At 70.0% G+C, this 18,309-nt stretch carries 11 protein-coding genes and 1 tRNA gene; 6 read left to right on the top strand and 6 right to left on the bottom strand.

The genetic code is table 11. The annotated features are described in order from the left end of the window. Nucleotides 1–73: 73 nt before the first annotated feature. Complete coding sequence (locus AC1DUE_RS18495; protein WP_477040879.1) at nt 74–364, top strand: IS3 family transposase; 291 nt, start codon at nt 74–76, stop codon at nt 362–364. Beyond that, complete coding sequence (locus AC1DUE_RS18490; protein ID WP_477040878.1) at nt 249–1,154, top strand: DDE-type integrase/transposase/recombinase; 906 nt, start codon at nt 249–251, stop codon at nt 1,152–1,154. The genes AC1DUE_RS18495 and AC1DUE_RS18490 overlap by 116 nt, the downstream gene beginning before the upstream one ends. A gap of 202 nt (nt 1,155–1,356) precedes the next feature. Here AC1DUE_RS18490 and AC1DUE_RS18485 read toward each other — a convergent pair whose 3' ends face one another. Together AC1DUE_RS18485 and AC1DUE_RS18480 are read right to left on the bottom strand one after the other, a co-directional pair. Beyond that, nucleotides 1,357–7,914 carry a PA14 domain-containing protein gene (locus AC1DUE_RS18485; protein WP_477040877.1) on the bottom strand — a complete coding sequence of 2,186 codons (6,558 nt, stop codon included), beginning with the start codon at nt 7,912–7,914 and terminating at the stop codon, nt 1,357–1,359. 904 nt (nt 7,915–8,818) lie between these two features. Next, nucleotides 8,819–8,905 (bottom strand) — tRNA-Ser (locus tag AC1DUE_RS18480). An 88-nt stretch (nt 8,906–8,993) separates the two neighbouring features. On the opposite strand from AC1DUE_RS18480, the gene AC1DUE_RS18475 reads away from it, so the two are divergent. Next, nucleotides 8,994–9,836, top strand: a complete 843-nt coding sequence (locus AC1DUE_RS18475; RefSeq protein WP_477040906.1) for an NAD-dependent protein deacetylase — start codon at nt 8,994–8,996, stop codon at nt 9,834–9,836. Here the strand turns inward: AC1DUE_RS18475 and AC1DUE_RS18470 are convergent. The 3 genes from AC1DUE_RS18470 to AC1DUE_RS18460 are packed head-to-tail and all read right to left on the bottom strand — an operon-like array spanning nt 9,793 to nt 13,392. Continuing rightward, nucleotides 9,793–12,057, bottom strand: coding sequence for an FdhF/YdeP family oxidoreductase (locus AC1DUE_RS18470; RefSeq protein ID WP_477040905.1), 2,265 nt, complete (start codon nt 12,055–12,057; stop codon nt 9,793–9,795). The two genes, AC1DUE_RS18475 and AC1DUE_RS18470, sit on opposite strands and share 44 nt — an antisense overlap. Before the next feature lie 42 nt (nt 12,058–12,099). Continuing rightward, on the bottom strand, nt 12,100–12,921 hold the full coding sequence (gene fdhD, locus AC1DUE_RS18465; protein ID WP_477040876.1) for a formate dehydrogenase accessory sulfurtransferase FdhD: 822 nt from the start codon (nt 12,919–12,921) through the stop codon (nt 12,100–12,102). Between the two features lie 9 nt (nt 12,922–12,930). Continuing rightward, entirely contained in the window at nt 12,931–13,392 is a 462-nt protein-coding gene (locus AC1DUE_RS18460) for a nucleoside deaminase (RefSeq protein ID WP_477040875.1), read from the bottom strand. Nucleotides 13,393–13,435: 43 nt separating this feature from the next. On the opposite strand from AC1DUE_RS18460, the gene upp reads away from it, so the two are divergent. The 3 genes from upp to AC1DUE_RS18445 all read left to right on the top strand — a co-directional run bounded on the left by upp (nt 13,436) and on the right by AC1DUE_RS18445 (nt 15,253). Then, a complete protein-coding gene (gene upp, locus AC1DUE_RS18455) occupies nt 13,436–14,071 on the top strand; it encodes a uracil phosphoribosyltransferase (RefSeq protein ID WP_477040874.1) in 636 nt (211 codons plus the stop codon). 167 nt (nt 14,072–14,238) lie between these two features. Continuing rightward, the gene (locus AC1DUE_RS18450) at nt 14,239–14,505 is read left to right on the top strand and encodes a hypothetical protein (protein ID WP_477040873.1); all 267 of its coding nucleotides are present in this window, start codon (nt 14,239–14,241) and stop codon (nt 14,503–14,505) included. 91 nt (nt 14,506–14,596) lie between these two features. Continuing rightward, nucleotides 14,597–15,253 carry an NAD(P)H-binding protein gene (locus tag AC1DUE_RS18445; protein WP_477040872.1) on the top strand — a complete coding sequence of 219 codons (657 nt, stop codon included), beginning with the start codon at nt 14,597–14,599 and terminating at the stop codon, nt 15,251–15,253. On the opposite strand, the gene AC1DUE_RS18440 is transcribed toward AC1DUE_RS18445, so the two are convergent. Next, nucleotides 15,250–18,309, bottom strand: a 3,060-nt coding sequence (locus AC1DUE_RS18440; RefSeq protein WP_477040871.1) for a COG1361 family protein, incomplete at its 5' end; no start/stop codon positions are given. The two genes, AC1DUE_RS18445 and AC1DUE_RS18440, sit on opposite strands and share 4 nt — an antisense overlap.

Below are 18,309 nucleotides of genomic sequence, written 5' to 3'. Positions count from 1 at the left end.
CAGTCGGCTTCAAGGGTCCTTGGCGCTGGGCACATCACGAGTGGGACGGCGCCTTCTACCGCGCGTGGCGGGAATGGCCTTCCGCGAGACACATCAAGGTCTCCACCACGTTCCGGGTCGTTGGTCAAGACGCGCCTTCCCTCGGCGCGCTCGATCCGCGATGCGGCGACCAGCGACCTCATCGCGCAGGTCCACGCGGCGAACTACGGGCGTCTACGGGGTCCGCAAGGTTCACGCCCAGCTGCACCGTGACGGGCACCGGGTCGCTCGCTGCACCGTCGAAAGGCTCATGCGGGCCGCGGGGCTGCGGGGGCATCAGCCGGGCCAAGGGACCACGCACCGCGATCCCCGGGACGGGACCTGACCTGCGCCCGGACCTGGTCGAGCGGCTGTTCACCGCGACCGGACCCAACCAGCTGTGGGTCACGGTCATCACCTCCTGCCCCACCTTCGCCGGGTGGGTCTACGCCGCGCTCGTCACCGACGTCTACTCCCGGCGGGTGGTCGGCTGGCAGCTGTCGAAGAACCTGCGCACCGACCTGGCCCTGGACGCCTTGGAGATGGATCTGGACCCGGCAACCCGAAGGCCACGATGTCGCCGGCCTGGTCCATCACAGCGATCGCGGCGTTCCGTACGTCGCCATCCGCTACAGCCAGCGCCTGGCCGAGGCCGGCGCAGTCGCATCCGTCGGTACCACTGGCGACTCCTACGACAACGCTCTTGCCGAGGGCTTCAGCTCGCTGTTCAAAGCCGAGCTCGTCCGCAACTTCGGCCCCTGGAAGAACTTCGACGATCTCGAGATCGCCACCGCCGAATACGTCGATTGGTTCTCCGGACCTTCCTCGTGTCACCGACCCGCGCGCTTCGCCAGGCCACGGCGGGCGCGCTCGGGCCGCGTGCGGAACCCGCGCCCAGTTCTTGGCAATCCCGCCGCCTACGGTTCCATTCCAAAAAACGCCGGAAACTGCATCCACATGACGAACGCACCAACGAAGAATATTGTAAGCGGCAAGGCTGCCGACTTCCGCCGTGTGCGCGGCGGAGCACTTCGCCTGAACACCCTAACGATTCGCTCGTCCGATGTGTCGGACTTGATGTTTACCACCGCGTTCATCGGGTCCATTTTCGTGCCGAGAATCAAGCTAAGATTTAGCCAGCAACCAATCACCAGGCCCGCGACGGGGCTGCCGCCGGCGACGATGAAACGAAAGCTGCCAACAAGCGCGAGCGCCAGCAAACTCGCCGAAAGGGCGAGGGATTTTGCCGTTTCCGCACGGCACCGTAGACGTGAAAGGACTGGCACAGCGGCCAGGAGCAGCGCGTATGCAACTAGCACGAACGGCAAGCTTTAACTCCTACCTGGATCGGCGGTTGACGTAGCTGGTGACCTGAGGACCGCCAACATACGCGAGGCCGCTGAAAGCCGTCTGAAAGGCGATTCGGTGGCCGATCCCGCTCTTGCCGACGGTGCCAGCCATGTCCTCGATGAATCCATCCATCCCGCGGAACTTCCCAATCGATCTATTCCACCTAGCCGCGGCGCGGGACAGATGCGTGGCCAGCCTAGGGGCGGTCGCCTTGAGCACGGCCTTGGTGGATTCTCTGACCGCGAGACGACCAGCGCCTCCGAATGCGAGCCCAGCAGCAAGTCCCACCATCTCCCCGGCGGCCGAGGCGCGGTCGCCCGTGGCCAAATAGATCCCCGAAGCTCCTACGGCTGCCACGGTTGCAACGACGCCGCAGACACCGCACACGGCGGCAGGTAGGAAACCCGCGACCGTTGCGACACCAGACAACGCTCCAGCGAGCGACTTCCAACCCCACTGACCGTCGAGGTCGAAGCTGTTGACGGGGTCGGTCGGGTAGACGTAGTCGTTGTCGACACCCCCCTCAACTGGGTCGACGGACGAGAACCTACCAAGCGCTCCGATATATACGCGAGCGCCCATCTCGATCGCGGCGATTGTGGCGAGGTGTTCGTACATCTTCTGATGCTGGCCAACCCAGGCGTAGTCGACGCTCGAGGGCAGGTTCTCCCCAACGGAGTCCTCGGCGGCGGCTGTGCCGATTGCCTTCGTGGACGGGTCAAGGATCTGCCCGAACGGGTCGAAGCTCGTCAGGCTGCCGATTCGGGCGCCGGCGGCGTTGGCCGTGACAATGACATCGCCGTGGATGTTCGGGTATGACCAGGTCGCCGATCCCGTCGTCGGCACGCTAACCAGGACTCCCCCGGGCAAGGAGATTTGGCGTTGCAGCACATTGTTCGAGTCGTCCATGACCAGGTCGGCGCTGTCTCCCTCGCCGGTGAAGCCGTAGCGGATCGATGAAGTTTCCCCGTCTTGGCCCGCGCGGGCGATGATCCGGTTGCCGGCGTCGCGTTGGTAGACCACGGACGGACCGGAGGCCAAGGTGGTCGAGATGTGCCGACCCGCACCGTCGTATAGCAATGTCTGGTCGGCGAGCTTGGTCGTGTTGCCCTGCGCGTCGTACTGCAGGTTCGTCGTGTTGAGATTTGTCCCGGTGATCGGGTTCGCCGCAGGCTCGGGGTTCGCAATGTTGGTCGAGACCAGTCGGTCGGCCCAGTCGTAGCAATAGGCCGTCGTGCGGGCGAGCTGACCAGTCGGGGTGTCTGTCAACATCGTGCGGTTCCCGTCCCTCCCCGCCGAGGCGTTGGCCCCGCAGGTCCCTGACTGAGCGAACGCGTACTCCAGACGGTGACCTGGGATGTCAGCACGGGCGAGCCGACCGGCACCGTCGTACCAGTACGCGGCCGACGAGACGGCCGTGCCGTCTGTGACGTTCGCGGTCAGGATTCTGCCCGACTGAGAACGCACGACCTCATCGGAAACTCCGGGTGAGCCGACGAAGCTGTGGGCGACCTTCATCAGCGCGCCAGTAGTCGACCGGGTGAAGGTTGTGGACGTGCCGTTGCCGGCCGCGGTCGTCCCCGATGGGAAGGACACGCTCGCAGGTTCACCGAGGTTGTAGGTGACGTCGGCGATCGTCTTCCCACCGTCCAGGACGGACTTGACCTGACCGTCCGCATCGTAGGTGACCCCGGCCGTGTAGGTGCTGACCCCGCCGCTCGTCGCCGTGACCGTCGTGGTGGAGCCAGATGTCCGCCCTGCGGAGTCGTAGGTCGTGCCCGTCGTGACACCCCACACATCTGTGTACGAGACGGCCCGGCCGAGCAGGTCGACTCTCGTCGTGACCGTCCCGCCAATCGAACCGATAGAGGAGTCGGTGACCGACAGCGCCAACGGGTCGCCCCCGACCGCGTAGGACGAGGTCACTGTCCGCGCGCCGGAGGCTGCCGGGTAGATCACCTTCTCGACGCGGCCACGGGCGTCGTACGTCGTGCACGTCCAACCGACGTCGCCGGACATCTTCGTCCCCACCGCCCGACCAAACTGGTCATACACGACGCTGGACGTCGCGGGAGCACCAGTGCTCGGCGACGGACCGGTCGTCGACTTGACCAGCCCAGCAGGCCTGGCGCCTGCGGGGACCGCACACACGTTTTCCTGCATGTCCGTCGAAGAGTAATAGGTGTAGGTGGTCCCACGAGCAGTGTCGAGCGTCCCGGCCGCCGTGGCTGCCGGCAGCCAGCGTCCGGTGCGGCGTCCGAAGCCGACACCTGGCGCTTCATAGGCGTTCGTGGTGGTCAGCGCGAGGCCTGCGGGGTCGACGGTGGTCGTCAACGCTTGACCCAACCACGGGCTCGAGCCGTACCCGGTCCGGGTGGCTTGCCCGGGAGCCTGCGCAGAGGTCACGGCAGGGGTTCCCCCGGGAACCCCTGCCGGTACGGCGTCGTCGCTGCTGGTACTGGTGACCAATCCGTAGTCGGGTGCGAGGGCCGACTCCGGGATCACCCCAGTGGTCACGCCGGGGCCCGACCACGAGATCGTCACGCTGCCTGGACCGCCGGTGTTGACGTAGTCGACCCGGAAGCGTGCCCAACCGGCCGAGTCGCGGTGCACGGTGCCGGAGGTTGTCCCTCCGTTCGGTGGCGCGAGTCGGCGGATGTCGTCGACCCAGACTTGGACCTGGTCATCGGCGCCGGCTGTGAACTGGAAGTCCCCGGCCTGCGGAAAGTAGATGAGCCCGGTGAGCCGGGCTCCCCAAGGGGCGGCCGTCAGTGCGGGGTCGGGCATATTCGCGCCCCAGTCCTTGGCAAGGGTCCCAGAGCCGAATCCGAGTGCGAACGCCTTGGGCTGCCCGGCCAGGGATGCGCCGCTGTAGTAGGCGACGTTGAGCCCGTTGAGGCCCTCGTCGTATTTCGTTGACTGGTGCGCGGTGGTGGCCAGGCAGGACGCGACGGGCTGGCGGTCGGCACCGAAGCACGAGGTAGGCGCAGGCCCGTAAGTGTCGGTGGCCCGGTCGCGATTGTCGTACAGCGTGGTGGACATCCGCCCTGCGGGGTCGGTTGAGGAGAGGAGGAGATCCTTGGAGGGGTCCCAGACCTGGGTGGAGGTCAGCCCGCTGGGACTCACTTCGGTGAGCTGTCGCCAGGCCTTGTCGAAGGTGACCGTCCTGGCGTGCCCTGGCAGTCCGGTTCGGTCGACGTAGGTCGTGGTCGCGTTTGCGTAGGTGAACGATGTCGCTAACCGGCCGGCGGTCGTCACCCCGTCGACTGCCGGAAGCGTCACCGTGGTGGCCTTCCAGGCCTTCGGTGAGCCGCCGGTGCCGTCGTAGGCGACCTGGATCGTGTTCGCGTTCGCCTTAACCCGGGATGTGTCAGCGGCGAGCCAGTCCGTGATCAGGGGTGTGCGTAGCGCGGTGAGCTCGCCGGCGCTGCCGTATTCGAAGTCGGTGACTTCGGTTCCTGGATCGACGATTCTCACCAGCCGGCCAGCGGCGTCGTAGCGCAAGAAGGTCGAATCTCCAACGCCGGTGCCTGATGCGGGTGGGTAGACGATTCGGCAGACCATTCCCGCCGGTGGAGCGGCGAAGCCGAACTCGACCGGGCAGGCGGCGCCGGTTCCGCCCTCGGGTGCAGTCGAGTCGCTGTAGTAGAAGCGGACTTGCTTGCCTGACGCGCGGTCCTCGAGGTAGTCGAGCTGACCGGTGAAACCCTTCCAAACGACCTTCGGGGATGCAGTTGTCTTGGCGTCGGCGGGTGGGGTGGAGGATTCGAGGCGGCCGTTGGTGCCGAAGACGTAGACAGTCCCGTCCTCTTGGGCAAGGTTCACCTGGCCGGTCCCAGACAGGGCTAGGACGCCGTACTCGCCCTGCGGCGGCGCGTACCCGCCGACATCCTGTTTGGTGTAAGTGTGGGCGGTGCCGGTGGCGTCGGTAACGACCACGGCGGTGGCTTCGACCGCGGCAGAGACGTACTCAGTCGAGCCACCGGCGAGCGCCGCCGAGGAGGACCACCCGGCGGGCAGTGTCTCGAATGTCGGAGAGAGCCAGGACGGGGGCACCACGATGCCATTGGGGTAACCCGGGCCCTTGGCCCACAGCTGATAGGTCGCGCCGCCACCGGACTCGAAGTACTCCGCGCGGATGGGCGTCTGGCCCGTGATGGTCTTGGCCGTGCCCCAGTACACCCCGCCGGCCTGGTCGGACCATCGGTCCACCACGGCCGGGCCGTCGCCAACGAAAACGCGAGTGCCATCGTCCTGGAGCACCCCGAACGTCCAATCACCAGCAGTAGGAGGCGTGAAGTATCCACTCCACCGCACAGCGAAGTTGTCCACGGGAACAGAGGGTGCCGGCGAGCCGTACTCCCAGAAGAAGTTCGGGCTCGCATCGATACGCGTCATCAGTGGCTCGACGCTCAAGGGGTATGTGAAGGCAGAGGCCGGGGATCCGGCGGCGTAATAGCGCCCGAGCAGCCCCTTCTCGCGCGCTGCCTGGGAGTTGTAGGAGAACGAGAGTCCCATCGGGCCGCCGACGGTGTTCACGGTCGGCGAGGCGAACCGCAGCCCGACGTTCCCGTTCGCCAGGTTCACGGTGACCGGGCCGACCTGCTCGACGGGCGCGGGGCCTGACTCGGCCAGTCGGCGGTTCACGGTGAGGTTGGCCTTCCACGGCACCCGTCCGGCGCCGAGGTCGTCTTTGGTCTCGACGGTCCAGCTGTACGCCCCGCCATCACGCAAGCTGCCTTCGGGGACCTGGTAGCTCGCCGCGTCCTGCCACCCTGAGGTGAGCACGGTTCCACTGACAGCGTCCGTCCCGGTGGCGATGCGGACCTGGTACTTGATTGCGCCGTCACCGTCCGGGGCCACGGCGGGCCATGTGATCAGCGGTGACGTCGTCGTGATCGTCTGCGTTCCCGTCGCTGGCGGGGCGACGCCGTCGAACTTGACCTGCGTCTTGTCCACCTTCGGCAATGTGTTCGTGGTCATCGCATAGACGTACCCGTTGCGCTGGGTCGACGTGCCAAAGATGTTGTTGTAGGCGTTCCGGACGAATGGCTGCCAGTAGTAGGTCGTGCCGTCCTCGAGGAGCCCGGCGGGCAGGGTCGCGGTGTTCTGGCTAATCCAGCCGCTCTCCCAGACCTTGCTCGCGTCAGGGCTCGGAGTGGTACCGACTCTGAAGAAGTACTCGAGCCCCGGCGACTGCGCGGGGTCGGACGCGGACGACGTCAGCGTCGGCGCTTCAGGAACGCGGGACCAGTGGGCCGGGGCGCTGCCCGTGACTGAGGGGTACTCGGCGGTCGTGATGTAGAGCGCGGTGCGCATGTTCTTGTACGTGTACACGCCGGGCGTCTCGGCACCGTTGATATACACGTAGTAGCCCTGAAGGCCGGCGTTCACCCAACTCGCATAGTCGGTGCCGAGAGCATCACTGTCGAATACGCCAGAACTGTCGACCCAAGCTTGTGCTTCGACATTGCCCTGGCAACCAAACCCGAGACACGACGCCCAACCGGTCTGACCCACGTAGCCGTTCGTGGTTCCGGACTCCACGACGGTGTGCATCCAGACGTCGACAACTTGCCGGCCGAAGAACTGCTCGTAGGGGAAGTGGTAGACGGTGCGCCAGTAGCGGTCGCCGTTGTCGCGGGAGTTGCCGATGCGCAGGTGGCCGTCCGAGACAACGGTGCCGTCCGACTTGTAGGAGTAGCTCGCGTCTAGGCCGGTGCCGGTCATCACGGTCGGGTCGATCGAGACCGGATACACCCGTGAGGGATCGGTCAGCCACGCCATGTCCGGGCTGATGGACAGCACCCAACCCTTGGCATCTTGGGTCACCGTCATCGGCGTGTTCACGGTCGCGGCCTCGCGCACACCGTCGACACCCGACGAATCCACCATCACGGCCGGCGGGATCATCATCGCGACCGCGCCGTCGCTGCCGACGAGCTCGTAAGAGCCTGAGCGGCCCTCATGCAAGGTGAAACCGGTTCCCTTGATCCTCCACCGGTAGGTCGGCGCCGTGCCGGGGGCCGTGTCCAGTACCACGGACTCCTTCACCGAACCCGGCGTCACCTGGTACTTCAAGTCCGCCCCTGGCAGCACGTCGGCGTACGTGGCCACCGATCCCTTGCGGCTCAACGCCTTCGAGCGCGCACCCAGCAGGCTGATGCTGACCTGCGCACCCTTGCGCGAGACGCGCAGCAGATCAGCAGAATCGCCCTTCGCCGCGAACCGCGGGGCCAGCGGGTGCCGGGCAATCGTGCCGCCGCCGTCGCCGGTCGAGGCGACGATGGTCGAGATTGACTCCCACGAGCCGTCGACCGCGCGGATGTTCGACGGCTCAGCGGTCAGCTCGGTGGTGTACGTCCCATCCGCGTTGGCGAAGACGGTCGACGACTCTGTTCGGGCCGAGACGGTCGACGTCTCCTCATCAAAGCCCTCGACCTCTTCTACCTTCGGGGCGGGCTTGGCGGACGGAGCCAACGCGGGGACGTCGAACGCATTTGCACCTACGGGCGCCGACAACGGCGATGGCTCCGCAGAGTCCAACGGTGGCACCTGGTCGGCCGGCACGCTGATTGGCTGCGCGGCGCCCGGCGGCGACGCTTGAGCAGCTTGCACGGGCTGGATCCCGACTGCTACTAGGCTGACGCTGACCAAACCTGCAACCAGCCCCGCCCGCATTGCTGATGTACGTCGCACTCGCACCCTTGCCCCCTGGCTTCGTCTCAGCGACCACCATCGGCACCGAGAGCCCGCAACTTAGCCACACCAAGGACCACACCCGCTGAGCGCAATGGACGAATCGGACACCCCTGGCGCACGTTCACTCGAACGGACCACCGACTCATGGGGAGCCTGACCCGCTTCCGTGGACACCTTGTCTGAGGCGAGGTGTGTCGCCCCCGGGGAGGAGTCTGGGAGGCCTGCAGCCGGCCGCCGGACGTCCGGCGTCGAGAGAGGAGCCGGCCCTTAGCGGTCGCCTCGGCTCTGGGGATCAGCGAGTCGTGCGTGCTCCGGTGGATGGCCCAGGACGACGTCGATGCGGGCCGCCCTGAGGGGCGGAGCAGCGAAGAGCGCACGGAGCTCGTCGAGCTGCGGCGCCGTGCATGATCAACGAACCGAAAGTGCCCGCGAAAGGGGCAGGCTCCGAGTGGAATTCGGTGAGTTCGAGGGCAAGGCGGATAGCCCGGACCGGCGTTGCTGCTGGTCAGGGCCGTGCGCTCACTGCGGGTGCGTTATCACACGGCTTTCGACGGACGGTGGGACAAGGTTGGTCCGGTTGGACGATCTGGTGCCTGACCTGGTCGGACGCTCATCCGGCTCGCACCGGGTTGCCGGATGCCGCGCTGCTTCGGTCCCCAAGGTGGAGTCCAATTGGGCGAGTTTGAGGCAAAACGAAGGGCCCAAACCGGCGTTTCTGCTGGTCAGGGCCCCGCGTTCACTGCCGTTGCGGTAGCGGTGGGATTTGAACCCACGGTGGACTTTCACCCACACACGCTTTCGAGGCGTGCTCCTTAGGCCGCTCGGACACGCTACCTCGGGGAGAACGGTACCCGGTGAAGGGCCCTGCCTCCGAATCGGGCAACCCGTCGTACCGTGGAGAGGTGAGCAGCGACGCACTCCCGATGACCGCCGGGTCGCTGGCGGAGGTGGTCGACGTGCTCGTCGGCCACCGGCTGGCGGTGCTCACGGGCGCGGGGGTGTCAACGGACTCCGGGATCCCCGACTACCGCGGTCCGGACTCGCCGCCACGCACCCCGATGACGTTCCAGCAGTTCACGGGCGACGAGGGCTTCCGCCGGCACTACTGGGCGCGGAACCACGTCGGCTGGCGGCACGTGCACCGGACCATCCCGAACGCGGGGCACCGGGCGCTGGCCACGATGGAGCACCGCGGCGTCGTCACCGGGCTGATCACGCAGAACGTCGACCTGCTGCACGAGGCCGCGGGCAGCCGGCACGTCATCGACCTGCACGGGCGGTACGACCGGGTGCGCTGCCTGTCGTGCGGCACGGTGATCAGCCGGTCGGACCTCGCGGCACGGCTGGACCTGCTGAACCCGGGGTTCGCCGAGGAGCTGGCGGCCGTCGACGACATCGAGATCGCACCCGACGCCGACGCGGTGATCGAGAAGACCAGTCACTTCGTGGTCGCGGACTGCGCGGTCTGCGGCGGGATGCTCAAGCCCGACATCGTCTACTTCGGCGAGAACGTGCCGCGCGAGCGGGTGGACCGGGCCTACGCGATGGTCGACGCTGCCGACGCGCTGCTGGTCGCGGGGTCGTCGCTGACCGTCCAGTCAGGGCTGCGGTTCGTGCGGCACGCGGCGCAGACGGGCAAGCCGATCGTCGTCGTGAACCGTGGGGCGACGCGCGGGGACAAGTACGCGGCGGTGACGCTGGACGCGGGGACGTCCGAGACGCTCACCGAGCTGTCCGAGGTGCTGACGGCTCCAGCCGCACGATGACCGCCTTGGACACGGGCGTATTGCTGCCCAGCGCGGTGCTGGCCAGCGGGACGAGCACGTTCGCCTCGGGGAAGTACGCGGCCGCGCAGCCGCGGGAGGTCGGGTAGGCGACGACGCGCTGGTTCCGCAGGACGCGGTCGGGGTCGCCCGGCCACTCGCTGTGGATGTCGACGCGGGATCCGTCGGCCAGTCCGAGGTCCTCGAGATCCAAGGGGTTCACGAAGACCACGTCGCGGCCGCGGTGGATGCCCCGGTAGCGGTCGTTCAGGCTGTACATCGTGGTGTTGAACTGGTCGTGCGAGCGGATCGTCTGCAGGATCAGGCGTCCGGGAGGGCACTCGACCGGGACGAGCTCGTTGACCGTGATCATGGCCTTGCCCGTGCTCGTCGCGAAGGTCCGCGAGTCCCTCGGGCCGTTGGGCAGGACGAACCCGGCCTTGCGACGGATCAGCCGGTTGAAGTCCGCGAAGCCGGGCACGACGTGGGAGATGTGCTCGCGGATGGTGTCGTAGTCGCGCTCGAAGCCGGCCCAGTCGATCGGGCTGTCCTCCCCCAGCACCGCCCGCGCCAGGCGCGTGACGATCGAGATCTCCGAGAGGAGGTTGTCCGAGACGGGAGCGACGGCGCCGTGGGTGGCGTGCACCGCGCAGACCGAGTCCTCGACCGAGAGGAACTGCGGGCCGGACACCTGCAGGTCGACGTCGGTGCGGCCGAGCGTGGGCAGGATGAGCGCCTCGGCGCCGGTGACGACGTGCGACCGGTTCAGCTTGGTCGAGACCTGCACGGTCAGCTCGGTCCCGCGCATCGCGGCCTCGGCGGCGGCGGTGTCCGAGATCGCCGCGACGAGGTTCCCGCCGAGGGCGAACCAGACCTTGACCTCGCCGCGCTGCATCGCCTCGATCGATCGCACCGAGTCGAGCCCGTGCGCGCGGGGCGGCTCGAACCCGAACTCGTCGGCGAGCGCGTCCAGGAACCAGTCCGGCGGCCGTTCCCAGATGCCCATGGTCCGGTCACCCTGGACGTTGCTGTGCCCCCGGATCGGGGAGGCGCCCGCGCCGGGCTTGCCGATGTTCCCGCGCAGGAGCAGGAGGTTGACGATCTCCTTGATCGTGTCGACGCCCTTGCGGTGCTGCGTGATGCCCATGGCCCACGTGACGATCACGCGGTCCGCGGCGAGGTAGCGGTCGGCGAGCTCGTCCATCTCGCGGATCGACAGGCCCGTCGCCTGCACCACCTCGTCCTCGTCGAGAAGAGCGAGGTGCACGCGGAGCTCGTCGAGACCCAGGGTGTGCCGCGCGAGGAAGTCGTGGTCGAGGACCGTCCCGGGCTCTCGGGACTCGGCCTCGAGCACCCGCCGCGAGATCCACTGCAGCAGCGCCATGTCGCCGCCGGAGCGGATCTGCAGGAACTGGTCGGCCATGTCGGTGCCGCGGCCGACGATGCCGCGCACGGTCTTCGGGTTCTTGTACCGCCGCAGGCCGGCCTCGGGCAGCGGGTTCACGGACACGATCGTCGCGCCCGCCCGCTTGGCCTCCTCGAGCGCCGTCAGCATGCGCGGGTGGTTCGTCCCGGGGTTCTGGCCCATCACGACGATGAGGTCAGCCTTGGCGAAGTCGTCGTACGCGATCGTCGACTTCCCGATCCCGAGCGTCTCGAGCATCGCGGTGCCCGTCGACTCGTGGCACATGTTCGAGCAGTCGGGCAGGTTGTTGGTGCCGAACGCCCGCACGAAGAGCTGGTAGACGAACGCGGTCTCGTTCGCCGCGCGTCCGCTCGTGTAGAACGCCGCCTGGTCGGGGCTGTCGAGGCCGCGCAGCGTGGTCGCCACGAGACGGATCGCGGACGCCCAGTCGATGGGCACGTAGTGGTCGCTGCCCGCGGGCTTGTGGACGGGTTCGACGAGCCGGCCCTGCTGGCCGAGCCAGTACTCGGACTTCTGCGCCAGGTCGGTCAGCGAGTGCGCGGCCCAGAAGTCGCTGGAGACGGTGTTGGTCGTCGCCTCCCACGTGACCGCGCGGGCGCCGTTCTCGCAGAACTCGGCCCGCGCGCGGTGGCCCGGGTCCGGCCACGCGCAGCTCATGCAGTCGAACCCGTCCTGCTGGTTGATCTTGGAGAGCAGGCTCAGCGTGCGTCGAGGGCCGAGGTTGGGGAGCGCGTTCGTCATCGCGCTGACGATCCCGGGCAGGCCGACCGCCCACGGCTCGGGCGGCACGACCGACATCCGCTCATAGGTGGGGTCGGTCACCAGAGGCTTGCGCGGCACTCAGACCACCCGGTCCGGCCGCGAGTACACGACCATCGTCGACCCGCGCAGGAAGCCGACCAGCGTGAGCCCGGACTCGGTAGCGAGCTCGGCCGCGAGCGACGACGGCGCCGAGACGGCCGCGAGCATCGGGATCCCCGCCATGACGGCCTTCTGCGCGAGCTCGAACGACGCCCGCCCCGACACCATGAGCACCGTGCGCCGCAGGGGCAGCAGCCCCGCGGTCAGCGCCCAGCCGACCACCTTGTCGACGGCGTTGTGCCGGCCGACGTCCTCGCGAAGCACGAGCAGGTCGCCGTCGTCGGAGAACAGGGCCGCCGCGTGCAGACCGCCCGTCTTGTCGAACACGTCCTGGTGCTCGCGCAGCCGGTCGGGGAACGTGGCGAGGAGGTCGGCGGGCACGGTGAGGTCGTCGTCGGCCACCGTCCACGACGAGCTCGTCCGCACCGCGTCGATGCTCGCCTTGCCGCAGAGCCCGCACGACGACGTCGTGAAGAAGCTCCGCTCGAGGCTCGGGTCCGGCGCCGGGACCCCGCGGGTCGTCACGTCCAGCACGTTGTAGGTGTTCTCGCCCTCGTCGTTCGCCCCCGCGCAGTACCGGGCGGCCGCGAAGTGGTCCGACGAGGAGACGACGCCCTCCGAGACGAGGAAGCCCGCCGCGAGCTCCACGTCGTGGCCCGGCGTACGCATCGTCACCGCCAGCGGACGACCGCCCACCCGGATCTCGAGCGGCTCCTCGGCCGCGAGGAGGTCCTCCGCCGGGCGGGCGCCGGTATCGACGTCGATCCGCGTCACCCGTCGCCGCACCGCGATTCTCTGCACCACCCGATGCTAGGACCGATGCGTCGCGAAGAACTCCCGCAGCAGCGCCGAGCACTCGTCCGCCCGCACGCCGCCCACCACCTCGACCTGGTGGTTCAGCCGCCGGTCGCGCACGACGTCGAACTGCGAACCGCAGGCACCGGCCTTCGGGTCCCACGCGCCCAGCACCAGCCGCGGGACGCGCGCCAGGACGGTCGCGCCGGCGCACATCAGGCAGGGCTCCAGGGTCACGACGAGCGTGCAGTCGTCGAGCCGCCAGCGCCCCAGCGACTCCGCGGCCCCGCGCAGCGCGTCCATCTCGGCGTGACCGGTCGGGTCGTTGTCGGCCTCACGCGTGTTGTGCCCGCGGCCGATCACCTGCCCTGCCGCGTCGAGCACGACGGCACCGACCGGGACGTCCTGCGTCAGCAGCGCCAGGCGGGCCTCGTCGAGCGCGAGACCCATCGCGGCGTCGTCGGCGGGGTTCGGCATGGGTCCTATGCTCGCAGGCCGAGGACGCCGGTAGGTTGTGGCCATGCGCCTGCACGTCGCGGACCACCCCCTGGTCGCCCACAAGCTCACCGTCCTTCGCGACATCGGCACGCCGTCGCCCACGTTCCGGCTCCTGGTCGACGAGCTGGTGACGCTCCTGGCGTACGAGGCGACGCGAGACGTGCGTACCGAGCCGATCGACATCGTCACGCCGGTGGCCCCGACGACGGGCATCCGGCTCGCCGACCCGCAGCCGATCGTCGTGCCGATCCTGCGCGCGGGCCTGGGCATGCTCGACGGGATGACGCGCGTGCTGCCCACCGCCGAGGTCGGCTTCCTGGGGATGCAGCGCGACGAGCAGACGCTCGAGGCGATCACCTACGCCAACCGGCTCCCCGACGACCTGTCGGGTCGGCAGTGCTTCCTGCTGGACCCCATGCTGGCCACCGGCGGCACGCTGGTCGCCGCGATCGACTACCTGCTCCAGCGGGGCGCGCGCGACGTCACGGCCGTGTGCCTGCTCGCCGCGCCCGAGGGTCTCGCCGTCGTCGAGCAGTTCGTCGGCGACCGGGCGGACGTCAAGATCGTCGTCGCAGCCGTGGACGAGCGCCTGAACGAGAAGGCGTACATCGTCCCCGGCCTGGGCGACGCGGGCGACCGGCTCTACGGCATCGTCTGAGCGCGTCCAACCCCTGGGACGCTCCGCAAATCGCTTTCCGCAGCCCGCGGCGCGTGGCACAGTCCGCGTCGTGACCCTCACGTGCGCCTGTTATCGATCCTGAAGCCCTCAGCGACCGACACACTCTCGCGCCCCAGTCCGGAGGGCGCCGCACCGGAGACCTCCCCATGGCACTACCCCGCTCGATACCTCGCACCATCGCCCCGAACGCGGGTCTGCTGCTCTACGTGAGCCTGCCCGCGCAGACGGGGCTCGGTGCCGCCGACCTCGCCGAGGCCGCGGACCTGCTGCAGGAGATGGCACTGGAGCTGCTCCCCGGAGCCGAGTCCGTCGCGGCCCTCTCGCTGGCCACGGCGGGTTCCGACGACATCCACGACCTCGGTGACCGGCTCACGCACCTGCGTCTGCTGCAGGGTGCGCAGGAAGCCGTCTGAGATCGCGCTGCCGGGCCCGAGCGCAGGGGGCGCGGGTCCGGCAGTGCCCCACCGGTCGCCCGCGCGCGACCCCGTGCTTACCGTGGGTCGTATGCGAATCGCGATCGCGGGCGGCCACGGACAGGTGGCTCGACACCTGTCGCGTGCCCTGACCGCGCGCGGCGACGTCCCCCTGGCCCTCATCCGACAGCTCGGCCACGTCGAGGACGTCACCGGGGACGGCGCCGAGGCGGTCGTCCTGGACCTCGAGCGCGCCAACGCGCGGGACGTCGCCGAGGCCGTCTCCGGTGCCGACGCGGTGGTGTTCGCGGCGGGCGCGGGTCCGGGCAGCGGGATCGCCCGCAAGGACACCGTGGACCGGGCGGCCGCCGGTCTGCTCGCCGACGGGGCCGAGCAGGCCGGTGTCCGGCGCTACGTGCTCGTCTCGTCCATGGGAGCCGGGGCGCCGCCGCCGCCCGGCACGGACGACGTCTTCGCCGCCTACCTCGTCGCCAAGCGCGCGGCCGAGATCGACCTGCGGGCGCGGGACCTCGACTGGACGATCCTGCGGCCGGGCGGCCTGACCGACGGCGCGGCGACCGGCACGGTGACGCTCGACGAGCGCGTGGACCGCGGCAAGGTCCCGCGGGCGGACGTCGCCGCCGTGCTCGCCGCGCTGCTGCACGAGCCTCGGACGTCCGGGCGTGTGCTCGAGGTCGTCGGCGGAACCGTCTCGATCGACGACGCGATCGCGGCGCTGACGCTCTAGTCCTGCGCGGCCGGCGGGGTCGTCCGCACCGTGATCGCGCCGATCAGGTACTGGTCGCCGTTGGTGCTCGCGGTCAGCGAGCTGACGTCGCAGGCGAGCGTCTGCGGGGCGAAGCCCTTGGCGTCGGTGCCCAGCGAGTTCGTGGCGCGCCAGCCGGTGGCGGTCGAGTCGAACGCGTTGGTGGCCACGCCTCCGGCCGCGAACGCGGTGCCGCTCCAGCGCTGGGGCGTCAGGGCGTGCTGCCCGGCCGGCACGGTGCAGGTGTCACCGAGGACCAGCCGGTCGCCCGAGCTGGTGCGGTCGCCCTCCCAGGCCACGACGCCGAGGCGGGCGGTCGTGCCCGCCTCGGCGGCGAACTCGAACGGGGTCGGCGCCATGGAGGTGCCGATCCAGGAACCGCCGTCGTAGACCGTCACGGACGCGTCGTTGCCCGGCTCGGAGTAGACGACGACCAGCGACCAGCCGGCGTAGTAGGTCTTGTCCGGGTCCTTGCGGGTGCTGCTCACCGCGACGTCGGCCACGGACCAGGTGCCCGGACCGCCCGCGGCCACCTGGTCGGTGACGTCGGCGAACGACTGGTAGTAGCGGCGGGCCGCGTTGTCGTTCGTCTGCGAGAGCGTCGTGCCGTTGACGTCGGCGTAGTCGCCCGACGGGCCGCGCAGCCTCGCGGTGTCGAGCTTGCCGCTCCACGAGTCGTACGAGCCGGCGTTGGCCGACCAGTAGAGCCCGGCGAACGCGATCGTGCGGCCCGCGGGGACGGTCAGGAGTGTCGACGAGGAGACCGGGACACTCGCACGCTTCTTGCCGCCGTTGCCCGGTCCGGAAGGCACCGGGGCCGCGTCGTCGAGCGGCAGCATGTCGAGCCCGTTGTTGTCCGCGCTCCCGGTGTCCAGCGCGGTCTTGCACGCGGGCAGCTTGACGTCGCACGACAGCAGCGGCGCGCCGACCTCGGCGACGTTCCAGCCGCCGTCGAACCGCACCCGCGGCGACAGGCCGCCGGAGGACGTGCTCACCGTGGTCGACGACTGGACGGTGGCGGCACCGGTGGCCGCGACCTCGACGAGCGCCGTGCCGTGCGCGCTCCCGACGACCCGGACGTTCGCCAGGCCCTGCACGGAGACGCCACCCTCGACCGTGCCGAAGTCGCACACGATCCGCCGCGCCGTGGCCGCGACGCACTCGCTCGACTGCACACCGCCGTCGTCGGCCTCGTACCGCAGGTTCGGCGGCAGGCTGAGCGTCGCGACGAGCCTGTCGGCGTTCGCGCCGGGGGCGACCGAGACGGTGAACCGCACCGTCCCGGCGCCGTAGTAGAGCAGCACGTTCGGGTCGCCCTCGTCGAGCGAGAGCACCGGTGCCGTCGACGTGATCGCGACGCCGAGGGCGGGGGTGACGTCGGCGTCGTCCGCGGCGGCCGAGACCGACATCGTGCCGAGGGGTCCGACGAAACCGGCGACCGGGTCGAGGGTGACCGGCAGCGCCAGCGAACCGCCCGGGGCGACGGACCCGGCCGTGCACGTCCAGGTGGTCCCGGCGGGCGGGGCGCAGGCCCACGCGTCGCTCTGGACCGTCACCGAGACGCCCGCCGGGGCGGCGAGCGTGACGCTCACGGGCGCGGACGGCAGGTCGCCCGTGTTGGTCACGGTGAGCGGGGCGAGCGTGCTCTGGCCGAGCGCGACGGTCGCTGCCGGTCCTCCGACGACGCCGAGGAGCGCGGGCCGGACCACCGAGAACGCGGCGACGGCCTGGTCGGGGGCCTGTCGACCGCCGGGCACCAGGAGCACCGACAGCTCGCGCGCTCCGACCGCGGCCGGGGTCGACGCGCTCAAGGCAAGCGTCAGGGGCGCGGCGGTCCGGGCGGCGAGCGTGTCGATGGTGCAGAGCATCGTGCCGCCCTGGACCGTGGGGCAGCTCCACGGGCTCGCACCGGGCGCCAGAGCGCCGGTGACGCCGCTCGGGAGCACCACGCTGACCGACCCGGTGCCGGGGGCCAGCGGGCTGCCGCCGACGTTCCCGACGTCGAGCGTGAGCGTGCGCGTCCGCCCGCTCACCAGCTGGAGGGCCGGCGCGGGCGCGCGAAGCGCGAGGCGGGCGGGGGACGCCGCCACCGTCAGCGGGATCGGGGGCGCGCGGTAGCTGATGCCCGCTCCGTGCACCACGAGCCCGACCGCACCGTCGGCCTGGTCGTACGTGTCGTCGACCGCGACCCGCAGCACCAGGGTCGACGTCGTCATGGGCGGGAGCGTGGCGAGCGTGCACTGTGCGCCCGGCGCGCCCTCCGTGCAGATCCAGCCGTTGCCCATCTCGGTCGGTGCGAACCGGCCGGTGGGTCCGGCGAACGCCTGGGCGGAGATGCCGTCGAGCGTGACGCCCGGGGGCAGGCTCACCTCGGCGATGAGGTTCGTGGCAGGCGTGCCGCCCGCGTTGCGGACGGTGACCGAGAGCTCCTGGCCGCCGAGCCCTGCCTCCAGGGCGAGCCCGCCGTCGGGGAGGTCGATGACGACGTCAGCCGGGGCGACGGGAGGAGCGGAGGGGGTCGGCGACGCGCTCGGCCCGTCCGCGGGCTCGTCGCTCGTCGAGTCGGAGGAGTCGTCGGCCGGCTGCTCCCCGTCCGCGAGCAACGACTCGTCGGACTGCTGGTCCTCGGGGAACTCGGTCGGCAGGTCGGTGGGCTGCACCGACGGCACGACCCCCTGGGGCGCGGCCGACTCCTCGCTGGACGGCGACGGCGACGGCGTCGCCGACGACGAGGGCGACGCCACGGGCGTGCCGCCGTCGTCGGGACCCGTGACGAGGCTGACGATGCCGACCGTCGCGACGGCCGCGAGGACCACACCACCCACCACGACCGCGGCAGCGCCGAGCGGGATCGAGGCGATGAGGGCGGCCACGCCGCCGGCGGCTGCGGCGCCACCGACCGCGCCGGCCGTCGCTACGGCGCCGCCGCCCGCGGCCACCGCCGTCGCCGTGCCTGCACCTCCGGCGCTGGCCGCCGCGACACCTGCGCTGCCGGCCGCGACGCCCGTACCTGCCGCTGCCGCCCCGCCGCCCGTGCC

The sequence above is a fragment of the Cellulomonas sp. P4_A2 genome, from assembly GCF_056402515.1.
This window is presented reverse-complemented; position numbering and strand designations above follow the sequence as displayed.